This is a genomic window from Solibacillus sp. FSL W8-0474, from assembly GCF_038004065.1.
GTDB classification, from domain to species: Bacteria; Bacillota; Bacilli; order Bacillales_A; family Planococcaceae; genus Solibacillus; species Solibacillus faecavium.
Map to the genome: position 1 here is coordinate 2822517 of NZ_JBBOQJ010000001.1, position 24453 is coordinate 2846969.

The 24453-nt window shown below is 36.8% G+C and carries 21 protein-coding genes; 4 read left to right on the forward strand and 17 right to left on the reverse strand.

Annotated features, from left to right (window positions below):
* The 13 genes from NYE67_RS14265 to NYE67_RS14325 form a co-directional block, all read right to left on the reverse strand.
* A complete protein-coding gene (locus tag NYE67_RS14265; protein ID WP_340728652.1) occupies positions 1-1365 on the reverse strand; it encodes a replication initiation and membrane attachment family protein in 1365 nt (454 codons plus the stop codon).
* Between the two features lie 19 nt (positions 1366-1384).
* Positions 1385-1852 (reverse strand): transcriptional regulator NrdR, encoded by a 468-nt coding sequence (gene nrdR, locus NYE67_RS14270; protein ID WP_340728653.1) that lies wholly within the window; start codon positions 1850-1852, stop codon positions 1385-1387.
* 275 nt (positions 1853-2127) lie between these two features.
* The gene (locus tag NYE67_RS14275; RefSeq protein ID WP_339213430.1) at positions 2128-3147 is read right to left on the reverse strand and encodes a glyceraldehyde-3-phosphate dehydrogenase; all 1020 of its coding nucleotides are present in this window, start codon (positions 3145-3147) and stop codon (positions 2128-2130) included.
* A gap of 183 nt (positions 3148-3330) precedes the next feature.
* Positions 3331-3927, reverse strand: a complete 597-nt coding sequence (coaE, locus tag NYE67_RS14280; RefSeq protein ID WP_340728654.1) for a dephospho-CoA kinase — start codon at positions 3925-3927, stop codon at positions 3331-3333.
* A gap of 12 nt (positions 3928-3939) precedes the next feature.
* Positions 3940-4812, reverse strand: coding sequence for a bifunctional DNA-formamidopyrimidine glycosylase/DNA-(apurinic or apyrimidinic site) lyase (gene mutM / locus NYE67_RS14285; RefSeq protein WP_340730309.1), 873 nt, complete (start codon positions 4810-4812; stop codon positions 3940-3942).
* Positions 4813-4824: 12 nt separating this feature from the next.
* On the reverse strand, positions 4825-7455 hold the full coding sequence (gene polA / locus NYE67_RS14290) for a DNA polymerase I (protein WP_340730310.1): 2631 nt from the start codon (positions 7453-7455) through the stop codon (positions 4825-4827).
* A 533-nt stretch (positions 7456-7988) separates the two neighbouring features.
* Positions 7989-9671 carry a methyl-accepting chemotaxis protein gene (locus tag NYE67_RS14295; RefSeq protein ID WP_340730311.1) on the reverse strand — a complete coding sequence of 561 codons (1683 nt, stop codon included), beginning with the start codon at positions 9669-9671 and terminating at the stop codon, positions 7989-7991.
* A 56-nt stretch (positions 9672-9727) separates the two neighbouring features.
* The gene (locus tag NYE67_RS14300; protein ID WP_340730312.1) at positions 9728-10894 is read right to left on the reverse strand and encodes an ATP-grasp domain-containing protein; all 1167 of its coding nucleotides are present in this window, start codon (positions 10892-10894) and stop codon (positions 9728-9730) included.
* A gap of 225 nt (positions 10895-11119) precedes the next feature.
* Entirely contained in the window at positions 11120-11560 is a 441-nt protein-coding gene (locus NYE67_RS14305) for a DNA polymerase I (RefSeq protein ID WP_191700554.1), read from the reverse strand.
* Between the two features lie 164 nt (positions 11561-11724).
* Entirely contained in the window at positions 11725-12798 is a 1074-nt protein-coding gene (hflC, locus tag NYE67_RS14310; RefSeq protein ID WP_191700555.1) for a protease modulator HflC, read from the reverse strand.
* Positions 12795-13766 carry an FtsH protease activity modulator HflK gene (gene hflK, locus NYE67_RS14315; protein ID WP_191700556.1) on the reverse strand — a complete coding sequence of 324 codons (972 nt, stop codon included), beginning with the start codon at positions 13764-13766 and terminating at the stop codon, positions 12795-12797. The genes hflC and hflK overlap by 4 nt, the downstream gene beginning before the upstream one ends.
* A gap of 247 nt (positions 13767-14013) precedes the next feature.
* Positions 14014-15552: a two-component system histidine kinase PnpS gene (pnpS, locus tag NYE67_RS14320; RefSeq protein ID WP_340728659.1), complete on the reverse strand. Its 1539-nt coding sequence runs from the start codon at positions 15550-15552 to the stop codon at positions 14014-14016.
* Complete coding sequence (locus tag NYE67_RS14325) at positions 15552-16262, reverse strand: response regulator transcription factor (RefSeq protein WP_340728660.1); 711 nt, start codon at positions 16260-16262, stop codon at positions 15552-15554. The genes pnpS and NYE67_RS14325 overlap by 1 nt, the downstream gene beginning before the upstream one ends.
* Positions 16263-16620: 358 nt before the next feature.
* Between NYE67_RS14325 and NYE67_RS14330 the strand changes: the two genes are divergently transcribed.
* Genes NYE67_RS14330 through NYE67_RS14340 form a run of 3 tightly spaced genes read left to right on the forward strand, consistent with a single transcriptional unit; the run spans position 16621 to position 19126 of the window.
* A complete protein-coding gene (locus NYE67_RS14330) occupies positions 16621-17394 on the forward strand; it encodes an ATP-binding cassette domain-containing protein (RefSeq protein WP_340730313.1) in 774 nt (257 codons plus the stop codon).
* 13 nt (positions 17395-17407) lie between these two features.
* Positions 17408-18346 (forward strand): sulfonate ABC transporter substrate-binding protein, encoded by a 939-nt coding sequence (locus NYE67_RS14335; protein WP_340730314.1) that lies wholly within the window; start codon positions 17408-17410, stop codon positions 18344-18346.
* Between the two features lie 12 nt (positions 18347-18358).
* A complete protein-coding gene (locus NYE67_RS14340) occupies positions 18359-19126 on the forward strand; it encodes an ABC transporter permease subunit (protein ID WP_340730315.1) in 768 nt (255 codons plus the stop codon).
* A gap of 50 nt (positions 19127-19176) precedes the next feature.
* On the opposite strand, the gene mdh is transcribed toward NYE67_RS14340, so the two are convergent.
* The 3 genes from mdh to citZ all read right to left on the reverse strand — a co-directional run bounded on the left by mdh (position 19177) and on the right by citZ (position 22799).
* Entirely contained in the window at positions 19177-20115 is a 939-nt protein-coding gene (gene mdh / locus NYE67_RS14345; RefSeq protein ID WP_340730316.1) for a malate dehydrogenase, read from the reverse strand.
* Between the two features lie 226 nt (positions 20116-20341).
* Positions 20342-21604: an NADP-dependent isocitrate dehydrogenase gene (gene icd, locus NYE67_RS14350; RefSeq protein WP_340728665.1), complete on the reverse strand. Its 1263-nt coding sequence runs from the start codon at positions 21602-21604 to the stop codon at positions 20342-20344.
* A 79-nt stretch (positions 21605-21683) separates the two neighbouring features.
* A complete protein-coding gene (citZ, locus tag NYE67_RS14355; RefSeq protein WP_191700564.1) occupies positions 21684-22799 on the reverse strand; it encodes a citrate synthase in 1116 nt (371 codons plus the stop codon).
* A gap of 261 nt (positions 22800-23060) precedes the next feature.
* On the opposite strand from citZ, the gene NYE67_RS14360 reads away from it, so the two are divergent.
* Positions 23061-24029: an AI-2E family transporter gene (locus tag NYE67_RS14360; RefSeq protein ID WP_340730317.1), complete on the forward strand. Its 969-nt coding sequence runs from the start codon at positions 23061-23063 to the stop codon at positions 24027-24029.
* Here the strand turns inward: NYE67_RS14360 and NYE67_RS14365 are convergent.
* The gene (locus tag NYE67_RS14365) at positions 24013-24402 is read right to left on the reverse strand and encodes an FxsA family protein (protein ID WP_340730318.1); all 390 of its coding nucleotides are present in this window, start codon (positions 24400-24402) and stop codon (positions 24013-24015) included. The two genes, NYE67_RS14360 and NYE67_RS14365, sit on opposite strands and share 17 nt — an antisense overlap.
* Positions 24403-24453 lie beyond the last annotated feature (51 nt).

Sequence of the window (24453 nt, forward strand, 5' to 3'; positions counted from 1 at the left end):
TTATTCACCTGCCCTATCAAGCTTTTGTAATATTTTTAGGCGCTCCTGCTCGAAATCCACTGTACTGTCTTTTTCTGGTTGCTGCTGCTCATTGCGCTTGTAAAACCAGTCAGGAACTTGTTCATCTCGTCCACTTTTACGATTGTACGAAGGCTTCTTTTGGGAAGTAGCCGGTTGTTTGACCACTGAACTTTCCTGTTTCCATTTCGTATATTTATCGCGTTCTTCACGAGCTAAATCCATCGCCTCTTTAGCCGTCTTCAATTGCTTACGATTCCAGTGATCTGCGATTTTTTCTACATAGCTTTTCGGTAATTTCATATCTGTCGATAACATGACATATTCGAGCAGTACATTAGCCACTCCTATAGGCATGCTATACTTTACAACTAAATCTTCTGCAAGTTGAATTGAGGAAGGAATTGGTTCTTTTCCATTATTGATGTCACGCAACACTTGAACAGGCGGTGTTGTTTCCAAATAATGCAGAAGTTCTTGTTCTTTCGTCAAGTTTTCCGCGTGTAAAGTATCATTACTTTTCCCCTCGAATACTTTTGTCATGACAGGGGCTTCTGTAGAAACGGTCAATTTATAATAATCTGCTGCACAACGTTTTAAACGATCTGTCGTTAGTTTATTTTGCTCGTCCAATGCTTGTATTACCACTTTTTGCATTTGCAATGGTGTGAGATGATACAAAAAGGCAAGCTTTGCAATTGTTTCCTTTGCTTTCACAGTTAATGCAGCACTCGGTATTAACTGCTCAGATAAGCCAGCCTGCAGTAGCTTAAAATCAAATTGCTCATAATAAAATGGATAATCAATTTGCTTCGGTGTCATTGTTTCCAACTCATCCTGAGGCAGATTTTGATTAATCGGACGGTACACATCCATAAATGTACGTGTAACCTCTTCATACTGTTCTTTATTTGGCTGAGTCAAAAAGCGCTGACGTAATTTTCGATAAGCTCCCTCGCCAATTTTACTAAATAAGAACATCGATAAAAGCGGATCTTTAAAAAAGCTCGGTGCATCGAGTGGTCTTACTAATTCATATATAAAATGACGTTCATTAGCAGTATCCTTTCGCCAAGTACGCATTAAACCAATCGCTTCCAATGCAATTCGCGCTTCAAAAATCTTTTTCAAAGGCATCGACAATACATGCATCAAATAATAATGATTATATTGCTGAGGTGTATGATTTTCAGCTTCCGCCCATAGCGTTAAAAATAAACTTATCGGCTCCGGTCCTGTTAGGGGCTGATAAAATAGCGTTAATAATTGACGTTCATTTGTAGATAATGCGTGAGGGAGCGTTATTTCAAAATGATCTGTTGGCTGTATTTCTTTAAAGTGAACCATTTTGTCCCCCTCCTAAAACTTATTTGTCACTTGACTGGCGTGTCATAATTTCTTTTAATTCCTCGATAAATACAGTAATATCCTTAAATTGTCGATAAACGGATGCAAATCGTACATATGCAACTTCATCAACTGTTGCAAGACGATCCATTACCATTTCACCCACTTCTTCCGAGCGTACTTCTGCATTGCCAAGTCGACGTAATTCCTTTTCAATTGATAATACTATCTCTTCCAATTGATCTAAAGCAACCGGTCGCTTCTCACATGCCCGTATTAGTCCTCGCAATACCTTTTCACGGCTGAATTCTTCACGCGAGCCACCCTTTTTCACAACAATTAAAGGTGTTTCTTCTATTTTTTCAAATGTCGTAAAACGGAAAGCACACGATTCACATTCACGACGTCTTCGAATTTCTTTATTATCATCAACAGGTCTTGAATCTACAACACGTGTACCGTTGTATTGACAAGCTGGACATCTCATATTTTATTTCTCCTAAATGTTAGTTTATCTATATTATAACAAAAACAACGCGCGTGAAATAGTTCTTCATGCGCGTCGAAATTTTCCAAAAGGAAAGTGATTCAATTATATAGTGCCCTATCGTTTCACACAATAGAAAATGCCTTTTGTAAAAATAAATATTCTACAAAAGGCAATAGTTTAGTTATATCCCGGCACTATACATGCCGAAAGAATCACTTACCGAATTTCGAATCAAGACTTTTCAATCTTTTTACTCGTAAAAAGAAATTAAATTATGCATTAACCGCTACTAATTCTTTGGCAATTTTATTTGCTAAGTCTACTACACGTGCAGAGTAACCCCATTCGTTATCATACCAAGCAATTACTTTTACTTTACGGTCACCTAAAACAATTGTTGTTAATCCATCAACTGTAGAAGAATATGTTGTTGTATTGTAGTCTGAAGATACTAATGGCTCCATTGAGAAGTTTAAAATACCGTTCATTTTGCCTTCAGCAGCTGCTTTAAATGCAGCATTTACTTCTTCTACTGTTACATCTTTTTCTAAATCTACAACTAAGTCCACCAATGATACGTTTGGTGTAGGTACACGTAAGGCCATACCGTGAATTTTACCATCCAATTCTGGCAACACTAAGCGTAAAGCTTTAGCTGCACCAGTTGAAGTTGGAATAATTGACGATGCACAGTTACGAGCACGACGTAAATCTTTATGTGGGTTATCAATGTTATTTTGATCATTTGTATAAGCATGTACAGTTGTCATTAAGCCATTTACAATACCAAATTCATCATTTAATACTTTTGCTACTGGAGCTAGGCAGTTTGTAGTACAAGAAGCATTTGAAATGACATCGTGTTTTGATAAATCTAATTTATCATCGTTTACACCTAACACTACTGTAATATCTTCATTTTTACCTGGAGCTGTTAAAATAACTTTTTTCGCGCCAGCTTCTATATGCTTTGCAGCGTTTTCACGGTCATTGAATTTACCAGTAGCTTCAATAACAATATCTACACCCATTTCAGCCCATGGTAATTTTAAAGGATCGCGTTCACTAACTAGCTCAACACGTTTACCGTTTACGATTAATGCACCTTCAACCGCTTCAACAGTACCTGGGAATACACCATGATTTGTGTCATACTTAATTAAATGTGCTAACGTTTCAGATGGGTAACTTGCATTTACTGCTACGATATTAACATCACCGCGCATCATCGCTTGTCGGAATACCATACGACCAATGCGGCCAAAACCATTAATTGCAATAGAAACTGTCATATTATTTAAATCCTCCTAAAAGTACGATTCATTCGTTTTATTTATTCGTTGATTAGTATAACACATATTCTAAAAAGGTGAACATATTTAACGCACATAAAAAAAGTTGTTATTTTCAGATAATACATACCCTAAAAATAAATGCCTTAACCCACTTCAAACAAAAACGGGCAAGGCATTATTTTATTTCAAAACATTCCATTCAAATAAAACATTTTGCAATTGAAGGGCAGTATCTTCCAAAGAGCCATTATTATAAATAACTACATCAGCTAGCGCTTCTTTATCTTTAACAGGAATTTGCGTAGCAATACGTGCTTTTGCTTCTTCTTCGGTCAAGCCATTTCGTTCCATTAAGCGTTCTAGTTGAACATCCTCCGTTACAGAAACTACGATAATCTTTTCAACAAAATGCTCGAGCTTGCTTTCGAATAATAATGGAATATCCATAAATACGTTTTTTTCACCGTAGGAAATAAACTCATCACGCTGGCGAATCATTTCTTCACGAATAGCTGGGTGAATGATGGCATTTAGTTGTTGACGCTTCGTTTCATCATGAAAAATAAGATTCCCTACTTTTGCGCGGTTCATTGTACCATCTTCAGAAATGACATCCTGTCCAAATACTTCTGCGATTTTCAAAAGCGTTGGACTTCCTGGCTCTACGACTTGTCGTGCAACTTGATCGGCATCAACAATTGGTAAGTTATATGACTGAATCATTTTTGCGACTGTACTTTTTCCACTTGCAATACTTCCTGTTAAACCTATAATCACAGTAATTCCCCTTTACTTTTGACATTGAGGACAATATGTTGACGTCCTTCCCCCGATAACGATGGATTCTGTATTTGCTTCACATATTACACATTGTTTTTTTCCGTACATTTTTAAGCGATGCTGCATCGTACCTGCCCCACCGTTAATACTCCGATAGTCAGATATTGTAGAGCCGCCTGAGTCGATGCTTTCCTGAAGTACATCACAAATCACTTGAAAGAGCTCCATTTTTTTCTCTCTATTTAAGTCACTTGTCACACGGCCAGGATGAATGAATAATTTAAATAAAGCTTCAGTTGCATATATATTCCCGCAGCCTGAGATAACTTGACCGTCCATAATGACTTCTTTAATTGCCTTTTTCGCAAATTTCGGCTTTTCACTTTGCGTTAGGAAAAAATCACATGCGCTTTCATCAAAAGGCTCCGGTGCCATTTTCAGTAAAGGTGGATGGTCTGCTAGTTCTTTTATAAAGCGTAATTCACCAAAACGGCGAATATCTGCATAGACAAGTAATTCTCCACTTGCTAAAGTGAATACTGCATGAATATGCTTCCGAAATTTTTCTTCCGCAATCTCCAGCACATCATTAACAACAAACCAGGCACCACTCATCCCTAAATGATTTACTAAAATAAAACGTTCATCACTTTTCTTGAGATGAAAGAATATATATTTTGACCTGCGCTCCAATTTATCGATTATCATGTCCCGTACTACTAGTTCAAACTGTGAAGGCTTCGCATTTTTTACAATCGCCTGTTTCCCTTCTTCATGCGATGTATACACGACATCCGATAAAGAGACTGAAACAATCGTTTTCCCTTCTACTATTGGTCGTAAATCACGTACGACCCCTTCTACTTCTGGTAATTCCGGCATAACTGGTACTCCTTATTTCGCATCGTACCATGTAGGACCATATGAAAACTCAACTTTTAACGGCACACTTAACTTAATTGCATTTTCCATAACTTCAGGTACGATACGTTCTAAAATTTCAATTTCTTCTTTTGGTGCTTCAAAAATAAGCTCATCGTGTACTTGTAACAACAGCTTCGTCTGCAGCCCTTCTTGTTCAAGGCGTGCATCCATGTCAATCATTGCTTTTTTAATAATATCCGCTGCACTTCCTTGAATCGGCGTGTTCATCGCCGTACGCTCCGCAAAACTTCTTAAATTGAAGTTCGAGCTTGTGATGTCCGGCAAGTAGCGGCGGCGATTTAAAATCGTTGTAACAAAGCCGGCTTTCTTGGCCTCTTCAATACTTGTATCCATATAGTTTTTTACACCCGGGAAGCTTTGCAAGTAGTTTTCGATAAAAATTGCCGCCTCTTTACGTGTAATATCAAGGCTTTGTGATAAGCCATAATCACTGATTCCATATACAATACCAAAGTTTACAGCTTTTGCTGTGCGACGCATTAAGCTTGTCACTTCATCTGGATTTTCAAGATTAAACACATCCATTGCCGTACGTGTATGGATATCCATTCCTTGCTGGAATGCTTCTACAAGCGCATCATCACCGCACATATGTGCTAATACGCGCAGCTCGATTTGAGAATAGTCTGCAGCAAACAGAATCCAATCTTTTTTTGCAGGAACAAATGCCTTTCGAATTTTGCGTCCTTCTTCCAAACGAATCGGGATGTTTTGTAAGTTCGGGTTTGTTGAGCTTAATCGTCCCGTTGATGTTAATGCTTGTTGGAAGCGAGTATGCACTTTGGAATCCGCTTCATGTACCTCTTTAATCAACCCTTCAATATAAGTTGACTTAAGTTTCGCGAGTGTTCGGTATTCCAGAATATGCTTTACAATATCATGCTCGGACTGCAGTTTTTCCAGTACATCGGCTGCTGTCGAATAACCTGTTTTCGTCTTTTTAATGACAGGTAAGCCTAGTTTATCAAATAAAATGACACCAAGCTGTTTCGGTGAATTAATATTGAATTTCTCGCCTGCCAGTTCATAAATTGTCACTTCCATTACTTCGAGCTTTGTCTTCAGTTCATCACCCATTTGACGCAATGTATCGATATTGACTGTTATCCCTTCGCTCTCCATTTTCCCTAAAATATGTGCAAGCGGCAGCTCCAGCTCTTTATATAATTCAAACTGTTCATTTTCTTTAAGTGTTTGCTCTAAAACTGGCTGCAGCTTCCATACTGCTACTGCTTTTCGGCTTACATGTTCTGCTACATGATCTGCCCCCGGAACAATCCACTTTGCCCCTTTTCCGTAAATCGCTTCATTGGATTGTACATCCTGATAACCGAATTCTTTTGCAAGTGTTGCAACATCATCACCTGAAATCGACGGCTTTAAAATGTACGAAGCTAACAATAAATCGAACTCCACACCTTTTAGCTCAATCCCTAAACGATGGAGCATTGCTTGTGTCGCTTTACTGTCTACCATATATTTTTTCTTTGTTTCATCTTGGATCCATGCTTTTAAATCTGCATTATCCACTACATTATCAATCGCTGTATATACCGTGCGTTCCCCGTCTGTCAAGGCTAAACCGAGGGCATTACAGCTATGGTAATGTTCATTTTCCAACTCCAGATGAATTGCCATCGTATCTTTTAACATGTCAGCTTTAATAGACTGCACATTTTCAAATACTAATTCAGCTTGTTCAGTTTCTACTGCTTCAAAATCGCTCTTTTCGATTAAAGATTTAAACCCAAGCTCTTGCCATACATTAAGAAGTGATTCCTCATCCGGACCTGAATAAGCTAAATCATCCAGTGAAATTGTTAGCGGTGCATCTGTATGAATTGTCGCAAGCTTTTTTGATAAGTGTGCCATTTCTTCATTATCTACCAGCTTTTCCTTCATTTTCGATGCTTTCAATGAATCCATCGCTTCATATAGTTTTTCAATTGTACCGTGTTCCTTCAATAATTTAATCGCTGTCTTTTCACCAACGCCCGGAACTCCCGGAATATTATCCGATTGATCGCCCATAAGCCCTTTCATATCGATAATTTGCTCCGGTGTCAGTCCATACTTTTCTTCAATATGTGCCGGTGTATATTTTTCGATATCGGTAATCCCTTTACGAGTTATATAGACTGTGACATCTTCTGTTGCTAGCTGCGTTAAATCTTTGTCTCCCGAAACAACGATAACTTCTATACCTTTTCCGGCAGCCTGTTTCGCTAATGTTCCGATAATATCATCTGCTTCGTACATTTCCAGTTCATAGCGTTTAATGTTGTATGCATCAATCAGCTTACGAATATAGGGGAATTGTTCGGAAAGCTCTGGCGGAGTTTTTTGACGTCCACCTTTATATTCACCGAACGATTCATGACGAAAAGTCGTTTTCCCGGCATCGAACGCAACAAGCATTTGTGTCGGATTTTCCTCACCGATAATTTTTTGCAGCATCGTTGTAAATCCGTAAGTAGCATTTGTATGAATCCCACTGTCATTTGTCAGCAGCGGCAATGCAAAAAAAGCACGATAAGCCAATGAGTTTCCATCTAGTAAAAGTAATTTTTGTTTTGTCATGCGCGTTCCTCCATTAATCAATTTCACCTCGGGGTGATTATGCCCGGTTTCGGGTCAGGTTCACAGGATACGGATCAGTCACCCGACGCTTTTAACCTGATTTTCTTTTAAACACTCTTTGCCGAATCTGTTGCTCCACCCAGAGGCATTAACTTCTGGCGTGTGTTCAAAACGCACTGTAAGAAGTTAAGTTACGATTGTATGTTCTCCTTCTACTTTAGCGATTATTGCGATGAATTGCCAACATAAACGCAAACTCTTCTGCAATAAAATTCTTATTCGCCAAATTATGCAGGACGCCAAAGTGAATGTCCCTCCCAAGAACTTAACATCAGCTGGCAATACCCTCTATTCGCAATTCATCTCAAACTCCATCTTATAATCCTTATGCAAACAGAAACCTTCCGCAACATGTATTCCCCGCCTAAAAAGAAAAAATCCAGATGAATGCAATATAGCATAATCTGGATTTTTCCATCATTGAATTAAGTTCATATTAGTTTAGAAGTTATTTATATAACTAAAGAAAATCTTTATATTTTGAAGTGATTAATTTGTCCTTTTAACTTAATAATCATTTCATTCAATTCGTGTGCGATGCTTAGCATTTCTTCAGTCGATGCTGTCTGTTCTTCTATTGATGCAGCAATACTTTGAGAATGCTCATTAGATTCTTCCAATGACTGAACCGTTATATCCGTTGTTTCAAGTATCCGATTAGAGTCTGTTGCGATGCCTTGGAATGCTTCTGTTACATTTTGAATTTCATTTTTCATATTATCCACTAACTTAGAAATTGTATTAAATGTTTCAACAGCCGAATAGATCGTCACGCTTTCCTGCTCGATTTTCGTTACTACATTATTAATTGCAACAACAGATTCATTTGAATCTTTTTGCATTTCATTAATCAATGTCGTAATATCGCTCGCCGAATTCGCCGATTGTTCTGCCAATGAACGAACTTCATCCGCTACTACTGCGAAACCTTTCCCGTATTCCCCAGCTCTTGCCGCTTCGATTGCTGCATTTAAAGCAAGTAAGTTGATTTGATCTGAAATACTTGAAATAATTTTCGTTATTTGACCAACTTCTAAAGAACGGCTATTCATTTGTTCTGTTTTCATTAATGACATTTTCGCCGTTTCGTTAATTGTTTCGATTCCTGCAACAGACTTATGAATAACTTCTATTCCTTGTGTTGCAACAGTATTGGTATCTACCGCCTCCTGCGCCACTAATTTCGTAACATTAGAAATTTCTTCAATTTTGAATGCGATCTGTTCCACTGCCACCCGGTTTTGCACAGCACCTTCTGTAATTAGCTCAGTGCTAGAAGCAATTTCCTGAATCGCGCCCGATACCTGATTCGATGTAATTGTTAACTGTTCAACCGTTTCTTTTAATATCGAAGAACCTTCCTCAACATGGTCGGATGTGTCGGTTACATGGTAGATAGTCTCTCTCAATTGCGATTGCATATTCGAGAAGCTAGTTGTTAAGCGCCCGATTTCGTCATGACTGGAGACTTCCAATTGTTTTGATAAATCACCCTGTGCCACAATTTCAGTGTGGTTTAAAAGCTGATTTAAAGGATTCACAATTTTTTTTGATATGATAACCGCTATAATTGAGCCTATAATCAATGCAACAAGCAGTGAAGCAAAAATAATTTTAATTAACAAGCTATTCAATTCATCAATAAAATCCGCATCCGCATCCAATCCCAGAACAGATTCCGTCCCAGGAATTTGAAGGAAGGTTGATTGATGTTTACCATAATCATCTTCATAAATATCGCTCGCCACTATTTTCGTTGTGGAAAGTGCCGCTGTCTGATCTTCTGTAAAAGCAAGCGGTGTAAGGTAATCTTCCGAATTCCCCAATACCAGAATAACTTCATCTCCATCGACTTTACTCATAATATAGGCATTTTCCAAATCAAAATCACTTTGGAAATCGGTTATGACCTCCAGTAATTTTTCATATGAAGCCTTGTTTTTCTTAGCATCATTCACTATATCCGCGTCAAAAAGCGTACTGAATTTCTCCATACTCAACAATAAGTTTTGATTGTGCTGCGGAATGATCTGGTTATTAATTAAGTTGCTGGAAACCAAGAATAGAATTGAGCTAAAAACAACACTTAATAAAAAAATAGGAACTAAAATCCCTAATAAAATCCGAGTTTTTACTGAATTAAATTTTTTTAACATTTACATTGCTCTTTAAAACAATTATGAAATTGTTTTAGCCAAGCGTCCCCCCAAATTTAGTTATTCACATACAAGTTTTTTTCTTTTTCTACATATTCCATAAAGTCCAACGATAAGATATGGTCATTTTGCGCCAATGAGTCACTACTAAAGAAAATGACAGCAAACGTCGCACCCTGCTCGTACGGAATATGACGATATTCTAAAATATGGTGGAATTGTTTTTGCAATAACTCATGGTGTATCACAAGCCCGTCATCAATCTTTATCTCACCTTCAAACTCGGCACAAGTAAAGCTGTAAATTTTATTGTCCATTGTGTTTATTAAGGCAGCCCAATCCGGTTTTTTCTGTTCGAAGAAATAGTCGTATGAGTTAACCCCATATGCAAAACTTCCCAATTCGGTCGTACCTGCACCTGCAAAGCGTAATGGATTCACTTCAATTGGTACAATTGTTCCTTCATCATCCATGCGCAGTTCTACGTGCAGTGGCATTTTCCGCAAATTGAAGATTTCCCCAAGTCCTCGCAGATACTCGGTAATCGGAGTTAAGAAATTTTGCAGCACTTGCTTGCTCGTATAATAAATACGATCACTCATATCTTTTTCGTCTTTGAACATACGCGCAAATAAATTGAGCACAACCGGATCATTCTTTTCGTCGAAGAAAAGATCGATTGCAAATTCCTGCCCCTCAATATAACTTTCAATGATAAAGGTTTCACTACCCAAAATATCCTTTGAATCTTCTTCACTCGACTGTTCCATCGTTTCTTCCATCTTATCGATTATACTTTGGAATTCTTGTGGATTCTCTACTCTGTAAACCCCAACACTTGAGTATCCGACTGTCGGCTTAAAGATTAACGGATAGGGTAGTGAGGATAGATCAAGTTGCCCTAATTCACCTGAAGTAGTTTCTAAAAAGAAGAAATTAGGATAACTCTCAGCTAAACGCTTTCTGAATGCAAATTTATTTTTAAATAAATTCGCTGTTTTTGTTACATGCGATTCTGCATAATATTCATTTAGAATCTGAATGGCTTCTTCAGAATTCATAATGATTAAATCCTCTTGTTGAAATACTTTCACCAGATTTTGCTCATCTTCTGATTTGTCATTTAGAATCAACTGTTGTTCAATATCCAAAATCTTTACTTTCTTTTCGATCAATGTTTCTGCTAAGAGCGGGGATACATAAGCTGTATCTAATAGAATCAAAACTTTCACTTCCTTATATGTATAGAGCATTAATTAAACAACGCGCATTATTACCTAATTTTTCTGAATATATAAGCATTTATACCCTACAAAAATTATTACAATATATGCAAAAAAGACTACGCTTGTTATATTATACACACTTCCTTAAATTTTTCCATTTTATTTAAATAATCTTGCTATAATAAAAACCGCGTGGAATAAAATCCCGCGCGGTCTAAATATCTATTTAATTTTATTTTTGAACTTCACAACATGTACACTGTTTTTCTCTTCTTTATAAAAAATCTCTTCAAAAATAACTGTTAGTAAAAATGCATTTAAAAATGGAATGATGATGTACATTGGCATACCACCTAAATCGTATTGCATTAATCCACGTGCAAATACTTCAACAAAACCGATTTGGGAAAAGTAAAAAATCATTCCTACTCCAACCTGCCAAATCGGCCGCTTGTCCTCACGTTTTTCAAACCATAGTACTTTTTTAAACGAATTACGGACATCTTCTGCTATAAAGGCACTTAACAATAAAATCACAATAAATAAAATAGGTATATGATAAATTTCCACTTTCATGAAACTTAAATTCGTTTGATAAAATAGTGCTGTCACTGATGTTGCCATAATGAAAGCAATTAAACTATTTTGTATTTTTCTACTCAAATGTGCTCCCCCTTAATTATATTACTCACTTATTATAACAATAAAATAATAATTTGAAATAATATAATTCAAATTTTCAGTGAAGGTAAATATTGTAAAATAAATCCATCAATAAAAAAGGCTATTTAGAATGGGTTTACATTCTAAATAGCTTTTTTCTGCTTTTAATCTAATTGACCTGATAGTAATTTCGCATATGGTGAATCAGATGGAATAATAATCATTGTCTCATTACCAATTGTTTTCTTGTATGATTCCAATGTTCGGAATAAACTGTAGAACTCCGGGTCTTTCGAGTAAGCGGCATTATAAATTTGAGCTGCCTGTGCTTCCCCTTCTGCACGGATTACAGACGCTTCCTTATTTGCTTTTGCAAGTGTTACCTGTACTTCCTGATCAGTCTTTGCCTCTTTACTACGCTTTTCCGCATCCCCTTCAGACAGATACTTTTGCGCAATCGATTGACGTTCCGAAACCATTCGTGTATAAACAGACTGTTCGTTCTCCTCAGGTAAATCAGTACGGCGAATACGCACATCAATTACCTCAATACCGAAATTGGCAGATTCAATTAATTCATTGACACGTTGTGTAACACGGTCATTAATGTTCCCGCGTTTCGAATCTTTTTCATTAATAATATCTCCGTACTCCGTTTGACCGAATTCTGTACGAAGTGCCGAATAAATAAACTCCTCCATACGATTTTCCGCATTGAGCAACTGTCCTGCATTTGAGATTAACGCTTTTGGATCCGTAACACGCCATACTGTATAGTTGTCGATAATAATCCGCTTTTTATCCTTCGTGCTGATCTCTTCTTCTGTCATATCATGCGTCATTAAATTTCTTGGAAGAGTCGTCACACTTTGGATGAATGGGATTTTCATATGAAGTCCCGGTTCCCTTTCGTACTTCACTACTTCCCCGAACTGACGAACTACTTTATATTCATTTTCTTTTACAATATACAAGTTCGCAACTACGACAATTAATGCAGCAAACACAACCGTTAATACAATAGCAGAAGTAACCCATTGCTTAACATTTAAAGGCTTTTTATCTTTTTTTAATGGTGTTGGTGCTTTTTTTGTATTTAAATCACCGTTATTTACTTGTTGATCTGGATCATTCGCTTTCGGGACTTTCTTTACTTCTTTCGATCCGTTTTTATTGCCGAATAGTTTTTTCACAAATTCATCTAAATCGCCGTTAAAATTATTTTTGTCGTTACTCATTCACTTTTGCTCCCTTCTTTTTTCTCTTCTGTAGAAGGTGGTGTCGTTTGCATTGGTTGAATCGGCAAGTACTTCATCGTACCGCTGCCATCATCATTCATTATATAAATTTGGGCATTCGGTAAAACTGCCTCCAATGTTTCGAGCACTAATCGTTCACGTGTAATATCTTTATTCAGGCGATATTCTTCATAAAGCTGATTAAATAATGCCACTTCACCTGTAGCTTGCTCAATACGCGAAGCCTTTTCCCCTTCCGCTTTTGAAAGAATTGCCGCTGCTTCACCAACCGCTTCACTTACACGCTGGTTTTCATACTTTTCTGCTTCGTTAATCTTTGTATTTTTTGTCTCACGCGCATCGGTAACATCTGTGAATGCTGCACGTACTTCCTGATTTGGTACTTCTACATCTTGCAGCTTTACGCCTACAACCCCAATACCGATATCGTACTTATCGATTAACGATACAAGCAACTCACGTGTTTCTGCTTCAATATCCGCTTTACCATCCGTTAATGCCTCATCGATTGTTGAGCTGCCAATGATTGAACGAATCGCACTGGATGTCGCATTATGTAAAATCGCTCGCGGCTCCTGTGAACTAAATAAGTATTTTTTCGGGTCAACTATTCGCCATTGAACAACAAGATCTGTTAAAACAATATTTTCATCACCTGTAATCATTTTTGTTTCTTTATCGAATGCTTCCACCGTACCGTCCGGATTTTGCTTATAGCCGAACTGTAAACTGTATGTTTCCTTTGATAAAATCTCTACTGCCTGTACTGGCCATGGTAATTTAAAATGAAGTCCTGAATCTTGTATTGTCTCATCCGCTTGACCAAATGTAATTACTACTGCCTGTTCCGATTCATCTACTGTATACCACGATGTCGTAACAACAATAATTGCCACAACGGCAAACAAGGCAAGTGCTACCCATAGTAATGTTCTTTTTACACTCATCGTAAAGAACCTCCTTTTTTATTTTCCTTTTATTCTACGCTCCATCTATTGTAAAAGTTTCATATTTTTTGAGAAACATAAAAAGATAGAAGAAAATCAAAAAACCATGCAAATAGCGCAAAGCTTTTTGCATGGTCGCGTGTACCATTGTGGCATATTACCTTTTTTTGAAACGGGGGTTTCTATAAGAAATATATCACCCCAATATAAAGGCTATATAAAATAATTGTAAAGCTACTGTTAAGCTTTATCGTTGCAATGGCAGAAATACTTTTATGCTTGTACCCTTTCCAACTTCACTTGCTACTTGAATTTTCCCATGATGAGCTTCTATTAAATGTTTCACGATGGATAATCCAAGCCCTGTCCCACCAGAATTTCGGCTACGTGCACGATCCACTCTGTAAAAGCGTTCAAAAATACGTGAAATCTCTGCTTTTTCAATCCCAATTCCTTCGTCCTTCACTTCAAATATCCCGTATTGTTCATTCGCACTAATACATAGTGTCACGGTAGTTTCTTCTTTTGAATATGCAATGGCATTATTAATTAAGTTCGTAAAAATCTGCATCAATCGATTAACATCACCCAAAATAACCGCATCCTGCTCTATTTTTACGTCAAATTGCATATCTTTACTTTCCAGCTGCGAACTCGTTAAATCAACAACCCGCACTAGAATATCCTGAAGCTTCGTTGGTGTCACATCAAGCGTAAAGCCGTGGCGCTCAATTTTGGATAGCTCGAGTAAGTCATTAACAAGAACCTGAATTCTATTACTTTCATCGTAAATGATATTCAAGAAAGAAAGCAACATCTTCTCATCTTTAAATGCTCCATCCAGAAGGGTTTCCGAAAAACCTTTAATCGATGTAATCGGTGTACGTAGCTCATGGGATACGTTCGCCACGAAATCTTTTCTAATCTGCTCCAATCTTACAAGTTCACTTACATCATGCATTACTATAACTACACCTAGCCAACGACCGTGCTCTCCAACAACAGGAGCCCCATATACTTGCTCATAATATTCTTCGGCAGCAATTTCCATTACGAGCTGCTGACGATAAGGCAATTCCGTTAAGAACACATGGTCGATAAACTCCTCCAGTTCCTTCGGTAATCCAAGCATCATGAAATTTTTACCGATAAGCTGTTCTTTTGGGAGCTCGAAAAGTGTTTGGAACTTTTTATTAACAATAGAAATGTTCCCTTCACGGTCTATCATCATTAGCGCACTACCCATATTTTCAATTAATGTCTTTAAACGCTCTTCCTCAATTGCCCGTGTCTTCGTTATATCCTGTAAATTGCGTGCTAAAATATTTATTGAGTTTCGTAATTCCACAATTGTTTTTGGTCCATTTGCAAAAGCACGCGCACGATAGTTGCCTTTTGATAACTCCCGTGCTGTCTTTGTAATATTGATAATCGGTGTTATAAAATTACTAGCAACACGATGAGCCATAAAACCGGTTATAATAAATCCACCTAATAACATGGCTGCTATAAGGACATACATTTTTTGCTTAATATCTATTAAAGACTCTGCCTCAACATCAATCATAGAGGCATCTATAATAGCTTGTTTTTGACTTGCCGTCAGCTCAATCTGCTGTTCCTCTACTATCTGTGCTAATTTGTTTTCTGAGACATTTGTCGCTTCGTTAATATATTCATCAATAAAAAAAGGAAAAAGCTGCCCTATGAACAGCCCTAGAACAGCTAAACTTGATCCAATAACAAAAATAAACGAATAAAACAAACGATTTTTCATTCCGTTCATTATTTTTTTGGCTCCTCAAATTTATATCCTAAACCACGAATTGTTTTAATATAAAGTGGTTTACGACTATTTTCTTCAATTTTATCTCGAAGGTGGCTAATATGGACATCTACAATACGTGTATCTCCTGCAAAATCATAGTTCCAAACAGCACTAAGTAATTGATCACGTGTTAATACCCGATTTTTATTTTCAAGTAAGTATACTAGTAATTCAAATTCTTTCGGTGTGAACTCCAAAGATTCTTCATCAATAAATGCTTCAAATCGCTCAGGGAATACTCTTAAATTTCCAAACGAGTATACGACTTCATTTGTCTCAATTGTCTCTTCTACAACTGGCCCTGAAAAACGTCGCAGTACGGCCTTAACACGTGCGATTACTTCTCGAGGGCTAAAAGGCTTAGTCATGTAGTCATCTGCACCCAGCTCTAAACCTAATACTTTGTCGAATTCATCATCTCTGGCTGTTAACATAATAATTGGTATATTTATGCGTAAACGTCGTAATTCTTTACATACTTCCACACCATCCAGTTTCGGCAGCATTAAATCCAGTAATATTAAGTCTGGTGCTTGCTGAACTGCCGTATCAAGCCCAGCCTGACCATCATGTGCTAAAAGAACTTCAAAGCCAGCTTGCTCCAAATTATATTTCAATAATGTTGCGATTGGCATTTCATCTTCTACTACTAAAACCGTTTTAACCATTTTAAGTTCCTCCAAATCGATTTGAAACCCCCATCTCAAAATCAATTTTCCATGTGGTTGACTATCAACTATTTCTATAATTATGTACTGCTTAGAAACACTATCTTCATAGTAGCAACTTTTTTTGAAAAGTACAATTATTCATATGTGAAGACATCATTTTACGGACTAGAATTTCATTTACCTTATTATTTCGATAGGTAAAATAATATTTATTATTGACCGAATATTCGTTATTATGTTAACATTTAGAAAATTATTTATACGCGTACGGAAGGCAAACGCATGTAAATTTTTTTTAATATTAATTCCTAGTATTTCAATATGTTAAGTATAATAATAGAAAGTAGGTGCTTCCATGGCAAATGGAATCAATATTGAGTTAATAAATTTAACGAAAAGTTTCGGTGAAAAAGAAGTATTAAAAGATATTAACTTAACAATCCCCGCTGGACAATTTGTCGCAATTGTCGGGAAAAGTGGTTGCGGAAAGAGTACGCTTCTACGAATCATCGCAAATTTAGAACAAAAAACAGCTGGCGAATCTTTAAAGAACGGTATTCAGCAAGACGATTTCTCAGGCGTTCGCGTCATGTTTCAAGAGGATCGATTGCTCCCATGGCTGTCTGTATTAGAAAATGTCGGGGTCGGCACAGAGTTGAAAAAGAATTGGCAACCGCTCGCATTAGAAGCGCTTGAACATGTTGGGTTAAAGGACCGCGCGAAAGAGTGGCCACATGTATTGTCAGGTGGGCAAAAACAAAGGGTTGCACTAGCACGTGCGCTTAGTGCAAAACCAAGACTCTTGTTATTGGATGAGCCGCTTGGGGCATTGGATGCTCTAACACGATTGGAAATGCAAAATCTAATCGAACAATTATGGTTAAACCAAAAATACACTTCCTTGCTCGTGACACATGATGTTGCAGAAGCGATTACATTGGCTGATCGAATTATTCTAATAGAAGACGGGATTGTAGCACTGGATTTGCCAGTTAACCTTCCCCGCCCTAGAACACGCTCAAATCCAAAATTTGCGGAGCTAGAGGAAATACTGCTTCAACAGTTATTAGGACAACAAATAAAAACAGAATCATTAACTAAACAAAAACAATTACAAGCAATTATTTAAGGAGGTATTACAAATGAAAAAACTATTCTCTATCTTTTTTCTCTTAACGCTATCCATTATTTTAGTCGGGTGCTCAGCATCGAATGCAGAAAATAAAAAGGTGCGAATCGGCTACCAAAAAAACGGTACAACATTATTATTAAAAGCGAATGGTGAACTTGAATCACGTTTAAAGGAATTAGGTTATTCAGTCGAATGGTCAGAATTTAATACCGGCAGTTCAATACTCGAGGCACTAAATTCTGGAGCCATCGATTTTGCAAATGCAAGCGATGCCCCTTCTGTAATGGCATTATCAAAAGGGATGAATTTTAAGTACATAGCTGCCGAAAATTCAACTCCCCAAATGGAAGGTATTTTAGTAAAAAATAATGAAGCCATCCAATCAATTGAACAATTAAAAGGAAAAAAAGTTGCTTATAATAAAGCCTCCATCTCAGAATATTTATTAGTTTCCGCATTAGCAACGGTTAACTTAACACTGGATGATGTACAATCCGTAATTTTAAGTCCTGCCGATGCGAATATTGCGTTTGAAAACGGTGATGTAGATGCTTGGGTTATTTGGGACCCGTATATGACAGTTTCCGAAAGTAAAGGCAATAAAATATTAACTACAGCAGAGGGCATTGTGGAGCATCGCAGTTTCTACTATGCATCCGACAAGTTTATCAAATCGAACGAAGATGCAGTTATTGCTTATGTTGAAGAGCTAACAAAAGTCGGGGAAGCCATTGATAATGATTCAAGTGAGGCAGCGGAGATTCTTGAAGAAAATACAGGTATTACAGCAGATGTTTGGATAACAAGCCTAGGCCGCCGTTCATCAGTCGCAACCTATATGGATGAATCCGCACAGGCAGATTTACAAAGGTTAAACGAAGATCTTTACGAAATTAAATTAACGACTGACCTTATAGAAAATCTCGAAAACTATATTTGGAAACCATAAGAGGTGAGAAAAATGAAGAAGAAAAAATGGATTCATTTGATTGAGCCGTGGATCATTCCTATTTTAATTATTGTCATTTGGGAAGTATCGAATAAAACAGGCATCCTTGCTAATACAATATTACCTGCCCCCTCCGATGTAATAGCAGCAGGCTATCAACAAGCAGCTTCAGGTATTCTGTTTGAACATCTTCAAATTAGTACAACGCGTGCTTTAATCGGGTTTCTGATTGGCGGAAGTATTGCTTTTATTATCGGTATTTTAAATGGGATTGTTCCATTCGCACAGCGGTATTTGGATACAACTATTCAAATGCTGCGAAACATTCCGAATTTGGCACTCATTCCATTAGTTATTATTTGGTTTGGTGTAGGCGAAGAAGGAAAAATCTTTTTAGTCGCGATAAGTGTATTTTTTCCGATTTACGTCAATACGTACCATGGAATCCGTAATGTAGATCCGCGGTTAATCGAAATGGGGAAAATATATAATCTTTCAAAGTATAAGCTCTTTTTTAAAGTAATTATTTTAGGAGCAATGCCATCGATATTAGTCGGTATTCGCTATTCATTAGGAATAATGTGGCTTACTTTGATAGTTGCAGAAACAGTAGCGGCAAGTTCAGGTATCGGTTATATGTCAATGAATGCACGTGAATATATGCAACTTGATATCGTTGTATTGGCAATTATTTTATATGCCATTTTAGGAAAAATTGCAGATTCTATTGCAAAACTATTAGAGAAAAAATTACTGAAATGGAATCCAGTGTACCAATAAAAAATTTAAGGGCTTCGGTATAAACTACCGAAAGCCCTTATTACTTTATATTATTTTAATGCCTTCATAACGTCGACAACTGCATCCGCAGACTGATCCAACGCTGCTTTTTCATCATCTGTCAGTTCCAGCTCATAAATTTTTTCAATTCCATCGGCACCTAATAATGTTGGTACGCCTAAGTAAATACCATTATAACCATATTCACCTTCTAAGTAGGCGATTGCTGGCAAAATGCGTTTTTGATCCTTTAAAATCGCTTCCGCCATCTCCACCATAGCGGCAGCTGGTGCGTAGTAAGCAGAACCGTTTCCTAATAGGTTAACAATTTCTCCTCCACCAACACGTGTACGCTGTACTATTTCCTCTAAACGATCCGCTGGAATCAAGCTATGTAAAGGTACCCCTCCAATGGAAGCATATCGCGTTAATGGAACCATCGTGTCACCATGACCGCCTAATACTAAAGACGAAATGTCTTTTACCGAAACATTTAATTCCTCTGCAACGAACGCACGGAAACGAGCTGTGTCCAATACACCCGATTGACCGATGACACGATTTTTCGGGAATCCCGATTCTTTAAACACTGTATAAGTCATCGCATCTACAGGATTTGTTAAAACGATGATGATTGCATTTGGAGAAGTGCTCGCAATTTCCTTTGCTACAGTTTTCATTACACCTTGATTAATTTGAACTAAATCATCACGACTCATACCCGGCTTACGCGCAACACCTGCAGTAACTAAAACGATATCCGAGTTAGCTGTATCCTCATAAGATGATGTACCTGTCACATATGAATCAAATCCTTGAACAGGCGCTGCTTCCCACATATCCAATGCTTTTCCCTTTGTGGGATTTTCAGCTGCTGGAAGATCTACAATTACTATATCGCCTAATTCTTTTTGTGCAGCTAAAAATGCTGCTGTTGCTCCGGTAAATCCACTACCAATTACTGAGATTTTTTTGCGTTTAAGTGTCATTATGAATCGCTCCTTTAGAATAATAATCTTAGCATCATAAAAATATGTACAAAAAAGGGAGAAAACATTACGCTCTCTCCCTTTTGTAACTACTATTAATTTTGGAACGAATAACTTATAAAGTCAATAATTACCTCTACAAATCTGAAATTATAAAGTTAATATTATTCATTACTAAACAATTTGTTCATAATTTCACATATAAAGGTAAAAAATTAAGCTTTAATTAGAAGTTTTCGATTAATTTTGTAGCGAATTCAGAACATTTAACTTCTGTAGCGCCATCCATTAAACGTGCGAAGTCATAAGTTACATATTTAGAAGAGATTGTTTTCTCTACAGAATTTGTAATTAAGTCCGCAGCTTCTTGCCATCCTAAGTGCTCAAGCATTAATACGCCTGATAATAATACTGAAGATGGGTTTACTTTATCTTGACCAGCATACTTAGGTGCAGTACCGTGAGTAGCTTCGAAAATAGCGTGTCCAGTTAAGTAGTTAATGTTAGCGCCTGGAGCGATACCAATACCACCAACTTGAGCAGCTAATGCGTCAGAGATGTAGTCACCATTTAAGTTCATAGTAGCTACTACGTCGAACTCATTTGGACGAGTTAAAATTTGTTGTAAGAAGATATCAGCGATAGAATCTTTAATTAAGATTTTACCAGCAGCTAATGCAGCAGTTTGTGCTTCGTTAGCAGCAGCTTCACCTTTTTCAGCTTTAATTGCATCGTATTGGTTCCAAGTGAATACTTTGTCGCCGAATTCAGCTTCAGCTACATCGTAACCCCATTGTTTGAATCCACCTTCAGTGAACTTCATGATGTTACCTTTGTGTACTAAAGTTACAGATGGTTTGTTGTGTTGGATAGCATACTCGATAGCAGAACGTACTAAACGCTCAGTACCTTCTTTAGATACAGGTTTGATACCTAAACCAGAAGTTTCTGGGAAACGGATGTTTTTAACACCTAGTTCGTTTTGTAAGAATGCTAATAATTTCTTTTGCTCGTCAGAACCAGCTTTGTACTCGATACCAGCATAGATATCTTCAGTGTTTTCACGGAAGATTACCATGTTTACGTCTTCTGGACGTTTAACTGGTGAAGGTACACCGTCGAAGTGACGAACTGGACGTAAGCATACATATAGGTCTAACTCTTGACGTAATGCTACGTTAAGTGAACGGATACCGCCACCGATTGGAGTTGTTAAAGGACCTTTAATAGCGATTAAGTATTCGTTAATTTTTTCTAAAGTTTCTTTTGGTAACCATTCACCAGTTTGGTTGAATGCTTTTTCACCAGCTAAAACTTCTAACCATTCGATTTTCTTTTCACCGTTATAAGCTTTTTCTACAGCTGCGTCGATTACGCGAGATGCTGCTGCCCAGATATCTGGACCGATACCGTCACCCTCGATGAAAGGGATTACTGGATTGTTTGGAACGATTAAAGAACCGTTTTCTACTACGATTTTGTTAGTCATTGGAAATTTGCCTCCTAATAATCATAAATCTAGGACTGTGTCAATTCACAGTCCTAGATATTTTAACATACTTTTTTGATTAGCGCTCGTTAATTGGTACGTATTTTTGCATATCTGGACCAACATATTCCGCACGAGGACGGATTAAGCGGTTGTTTGCATACTGTTCTAAAATGTGCGCTACCCAACCTGAAGTACGAGAAACTGCAAAGATTGGTGTGAATAAGTCATGCTCGATACCTAAAGAATCATATACTGATGCTGAGAAGAAGTCTACGTTTGCAGGTAATTTCTTTTGTTCAACAATCATATCGTGAATCTTAACTGACATATCATATAATTCTGGTTTACCAGTTAACTTAGTTAACTTTTCAGACATTACACGTAAGTGAGGTGCACGTGGGTCTCCACCACGGTATACGCGGTGACCGAAGCCCATGATTTTTTCTTTATTATCTAATTTGTTTTGTACCCAAGATTCAACTTTATCGATAGAACCGATTTCAGTTAACATTTTCATAACTTGTTCGTTCGCACCGCCATGTAATGGACCTTTTAATGCGCCGATTGCTGAAGTTACACCTGAGTATACATCAGATAATGTAGCAACACATACACGAGCTGTGAATGTAGAAGCATTTAATTCGTGGTCAGCGTGTAAAATTAACGCTTTATCGAATGCTTCAATTTCGATTGCTGCTGGTTCTTCACCTTTCAGCATATATAAGAAGTTTGCTGCATAACCTAATTCTGGTTTTGGAGCAACTGGTTCTTTACCTTGACGTACACGTGCAAAAGTAGTTACTACTGTACCAATTTTTGCTTGTAAACGGATCGCTTTACGGTAGTTAGCTTCCGCATCCATAACGTCTGCTTCTTCATCAAATGCACCAAGCATTGATACAGCTGTACGTAATGCAGCCATTGGGTGTACTGTGTTTAATGGCATAGATTTGAATAAATCTGTAATTGCCGCCGGGATATCCATGTTGTTAGCTAATTCTTGTTTTAAGTTAGCTAATTCTTCAGCGTTTGGTAAACGTGTGTTCCATAATAAGAATACTACTTCTTCAAAAGTTGCATTGTTAGTAAGATCGTCGATTCCATACCCTACGTATGTAAGTGTATCATCGATAATTGAAGAAATTTTTGATTCTGCTGCTACGATACCTTCTAAACCTTTAGTTGCTGACATAAAAATCGCTCCTTCACTTAATAAATTAATTTTGTAAGTGCTTTCTTTTCAGTCTATTAAAAAGAGGCACACTCATATCGTTCTGCTCAGTTGAACCTATAAGTAAATCGCTTACATATTTCATTATAATAAATTTTGACGTCTTTGTGAATGAATTACTCGGATTTTAAGAAAAATTAACATAGATGATAGATTTAGCGTATGAGAGAGAATTTATCGTTAACAACGAGATATATATGGCATAATTTAGGAGTGGTATAAGTGGATTATACAAATAAACCAAATCAATTGCTAGTGAAAAGTAGGAATATTATCATTCTTCTACTTTATTTTATCCTTTTTTATTTCATACCGCCTATAATTTTCGGACTATTTTTTGCTTATTTATTATTTCCTGTTTTCCTCTTTTTTAAGGAACAGTTTAAACTACCGTTTTTTCTTGTCGTAATTATTTTATCTGTTTTAATATTTGCAGTAGTTGTATCTATTATTTTATTGCTTATCCATAGCTTCATAACATTACTACCTGTAATCCAATCAACACTTCTATCTTTGGAGGACAATTATATTAAACATCCCCTGCTTCCGTTTATTATAGAAAAACTTCAAAATTTTTTAAATGAATTTTTATTTTTGATTGTTACTATGCTGAAGAATAGTTTTCAATCGTTGTTTGAATTTTTTATATTCGTTGTAACATTTTATTTTGCTTTATTTGAAAGCTATAAAAGTAGGCTCTGGTTTTTTGCTTATATTCCTAAAGCATATCGGGATGCCTGGTCACGGTATTTCCAAAAAGGCATGGAGCTTATTGGAAGCTTTATCGTGGTAGAATTGCAGTTATTTACTATAACTTTTTTGCTTCTTTGTGGCTCTTTTTACTTTTTAAATTTTGAATCATTTATTATAAAAGCATTTTTAATTGCTGTAGCAGACTGCTTGCCTTTTTTAGGTATCGGTATTTTCTTAATACCGGTCGCCATCTATTATTTTATTATCAGTAATCCACTTATGGGAGCAACTATTATAGGCATTTACTTTATTGTACAAACAATAAGACAGCTAACTGAATCGATGCTTTGGTCACATACATTGCATTTACGTATGATCCACACATTTTTAATCAGCGCTGCCTCAGTCTTATTATTTGGTTTTTATGGAATTATCGTCAGCCCAATACTTTTGATGATTGCTATTAAATTAAAGCAGCATCCTACCTTTGCAAGATGACAACCTGTCCTTTTTTCATTCTTTTGCGTAAAAAATAGAAAATTACAGGTTTAAATAACTTTCTTGTAATGCCCAATATGAAAAGCAAACCAATAATATCTGTAATAAACCCTGGTAATGCTAATAAGGCACCACCTATAAAAATCATGAATGTTTCAATCATCGCAACTGCAGGAGGTTGTCCTTGCTGCAAACTTTTCTGAATATCCTGTACAGATTTTGTTCCACGTTGTTTTGCAATAAGCAGTCCAACTATAGAAGTGGAAATAATCAAAAGTAAAGTATATAAAACACCGATTGCTTTCCCAATTACGATAAACAAGGCAATTTCAGCGAATACAAGTGCGAGTAATCCAAATAAAAATTTCTTCATTAAAAAAGCCCCCTCTTCTACTATTTAATACGTTTAAGGAGTGAAAAAGTT

Coding starts and splice junctions, on each gene's coding strand:
- NYE67_RS14265 (WP_340728652.1), bottom strand. CDS start 1,365: ATGGTTCACTTTAAAGAAATACAGCCAACAGATCATTTTGAAATAACG.
- nrdR (WP_340728653.1), bottom strand. CDS start 1,852: ATGAGATGTCCAGCTTGTCAATACAACGGTACACGTGTTGTAGATTCA.
- NYE67_RS14275 (WP_339213430.1), bottom strand. CDS start 3,147: ATGACAGTTTCTATTGCAATTAATGGTTTTGGCCGCATTGGTCGTATG.
- mutM (WP_340730309.1), bottom strand. CDS start 4,812: ATGCCGGAATTACCAGAAGTAGAAGGGGTCGTACGTGATTTACGACCA.
- polA (WP_340730310.1), bottom strand. CDS start 7,455: ATGACAAAACAAAAATTACTTTTACTAGATGGAAACTCATTGGCTTAT.
- NYE67_RS14295 (WP_340730311.1), bottom strand. CDS start 9,671: ATGTTAAAAAAATTTAATTCAGTAAAAACTCGGATTTTATTAGGGATT.
- hflC (WP_191700555.1), bottom strand. CDS start 12,798: ATGAGTAACGACAAAAATAATTTTAACGGCGATTTAGATGAATTTGTG.
- hflK (WP_191700556.1), bottom strand. CDS start 13,766: ATGAGTGTAAAAAGAACATTACTATGGGTAGCACTTGCCTTGTTTGCC.
- pnpS (WP_340728659.1), bottom strand. CDS start 15,552: ATGAACGGAATGAAAAATCGTTTGTTTTATTCGTTTATTTTTGTTATT.
- NYE67_RS14325 (WP_340728660.1), bottom strand. CDS start 16,262: ATGGTTAAAACGGTTTTAGTAGTAGAAGATGAAATGCCAATCGCAACA.
- NYE67_RS14330 (WP_340730313.1), top strand. CDS start 16,621: ATGGCAAATGGAATCAATATTGAGTTAATAAATTTAACGAAAAGTTTC.
- NYE67_RS14335 (WP_340730314.1), top strand. CDS start 17,408: ATGAAAAAACTATTCTCTATCTTTTTTCTCTTAACGCTATCCATTATT.
- NYE67_RS14340 (WP_340730315.1), top strand. CDS start 18,359: ATGAAGAAGAAAAAATGGATTCATTTGATTGAGCCGTGGATCATTCCT.
- mdh (WP_340730316.1), bottom strand. CDS start 20,115: ATGACACTTAAACGCAAAAAAATCTCAGTAATTGGTAGTGGATTTACC.
- icd (WP_340728665.1), bottom strand. CDS start 21,604: ATGACTAACAAAATCGTAGTAGAAAACGGTTCTTTAATCGTTCCAAAC.
- citZ (WP_191700564.1), bottom strand. CDS start 22,799: ATGTCAGCAACTAAAGGTTTAGAAGGTATCGTAGCAGCAGAATCAAAA.
- NYE67_RS14365 (WP_340730318.1), bottom strand. CDS start 24,402: ATGAAGAAATTTTTATTTGGATTACTCGCACTTGTATTCGCTGAAATT.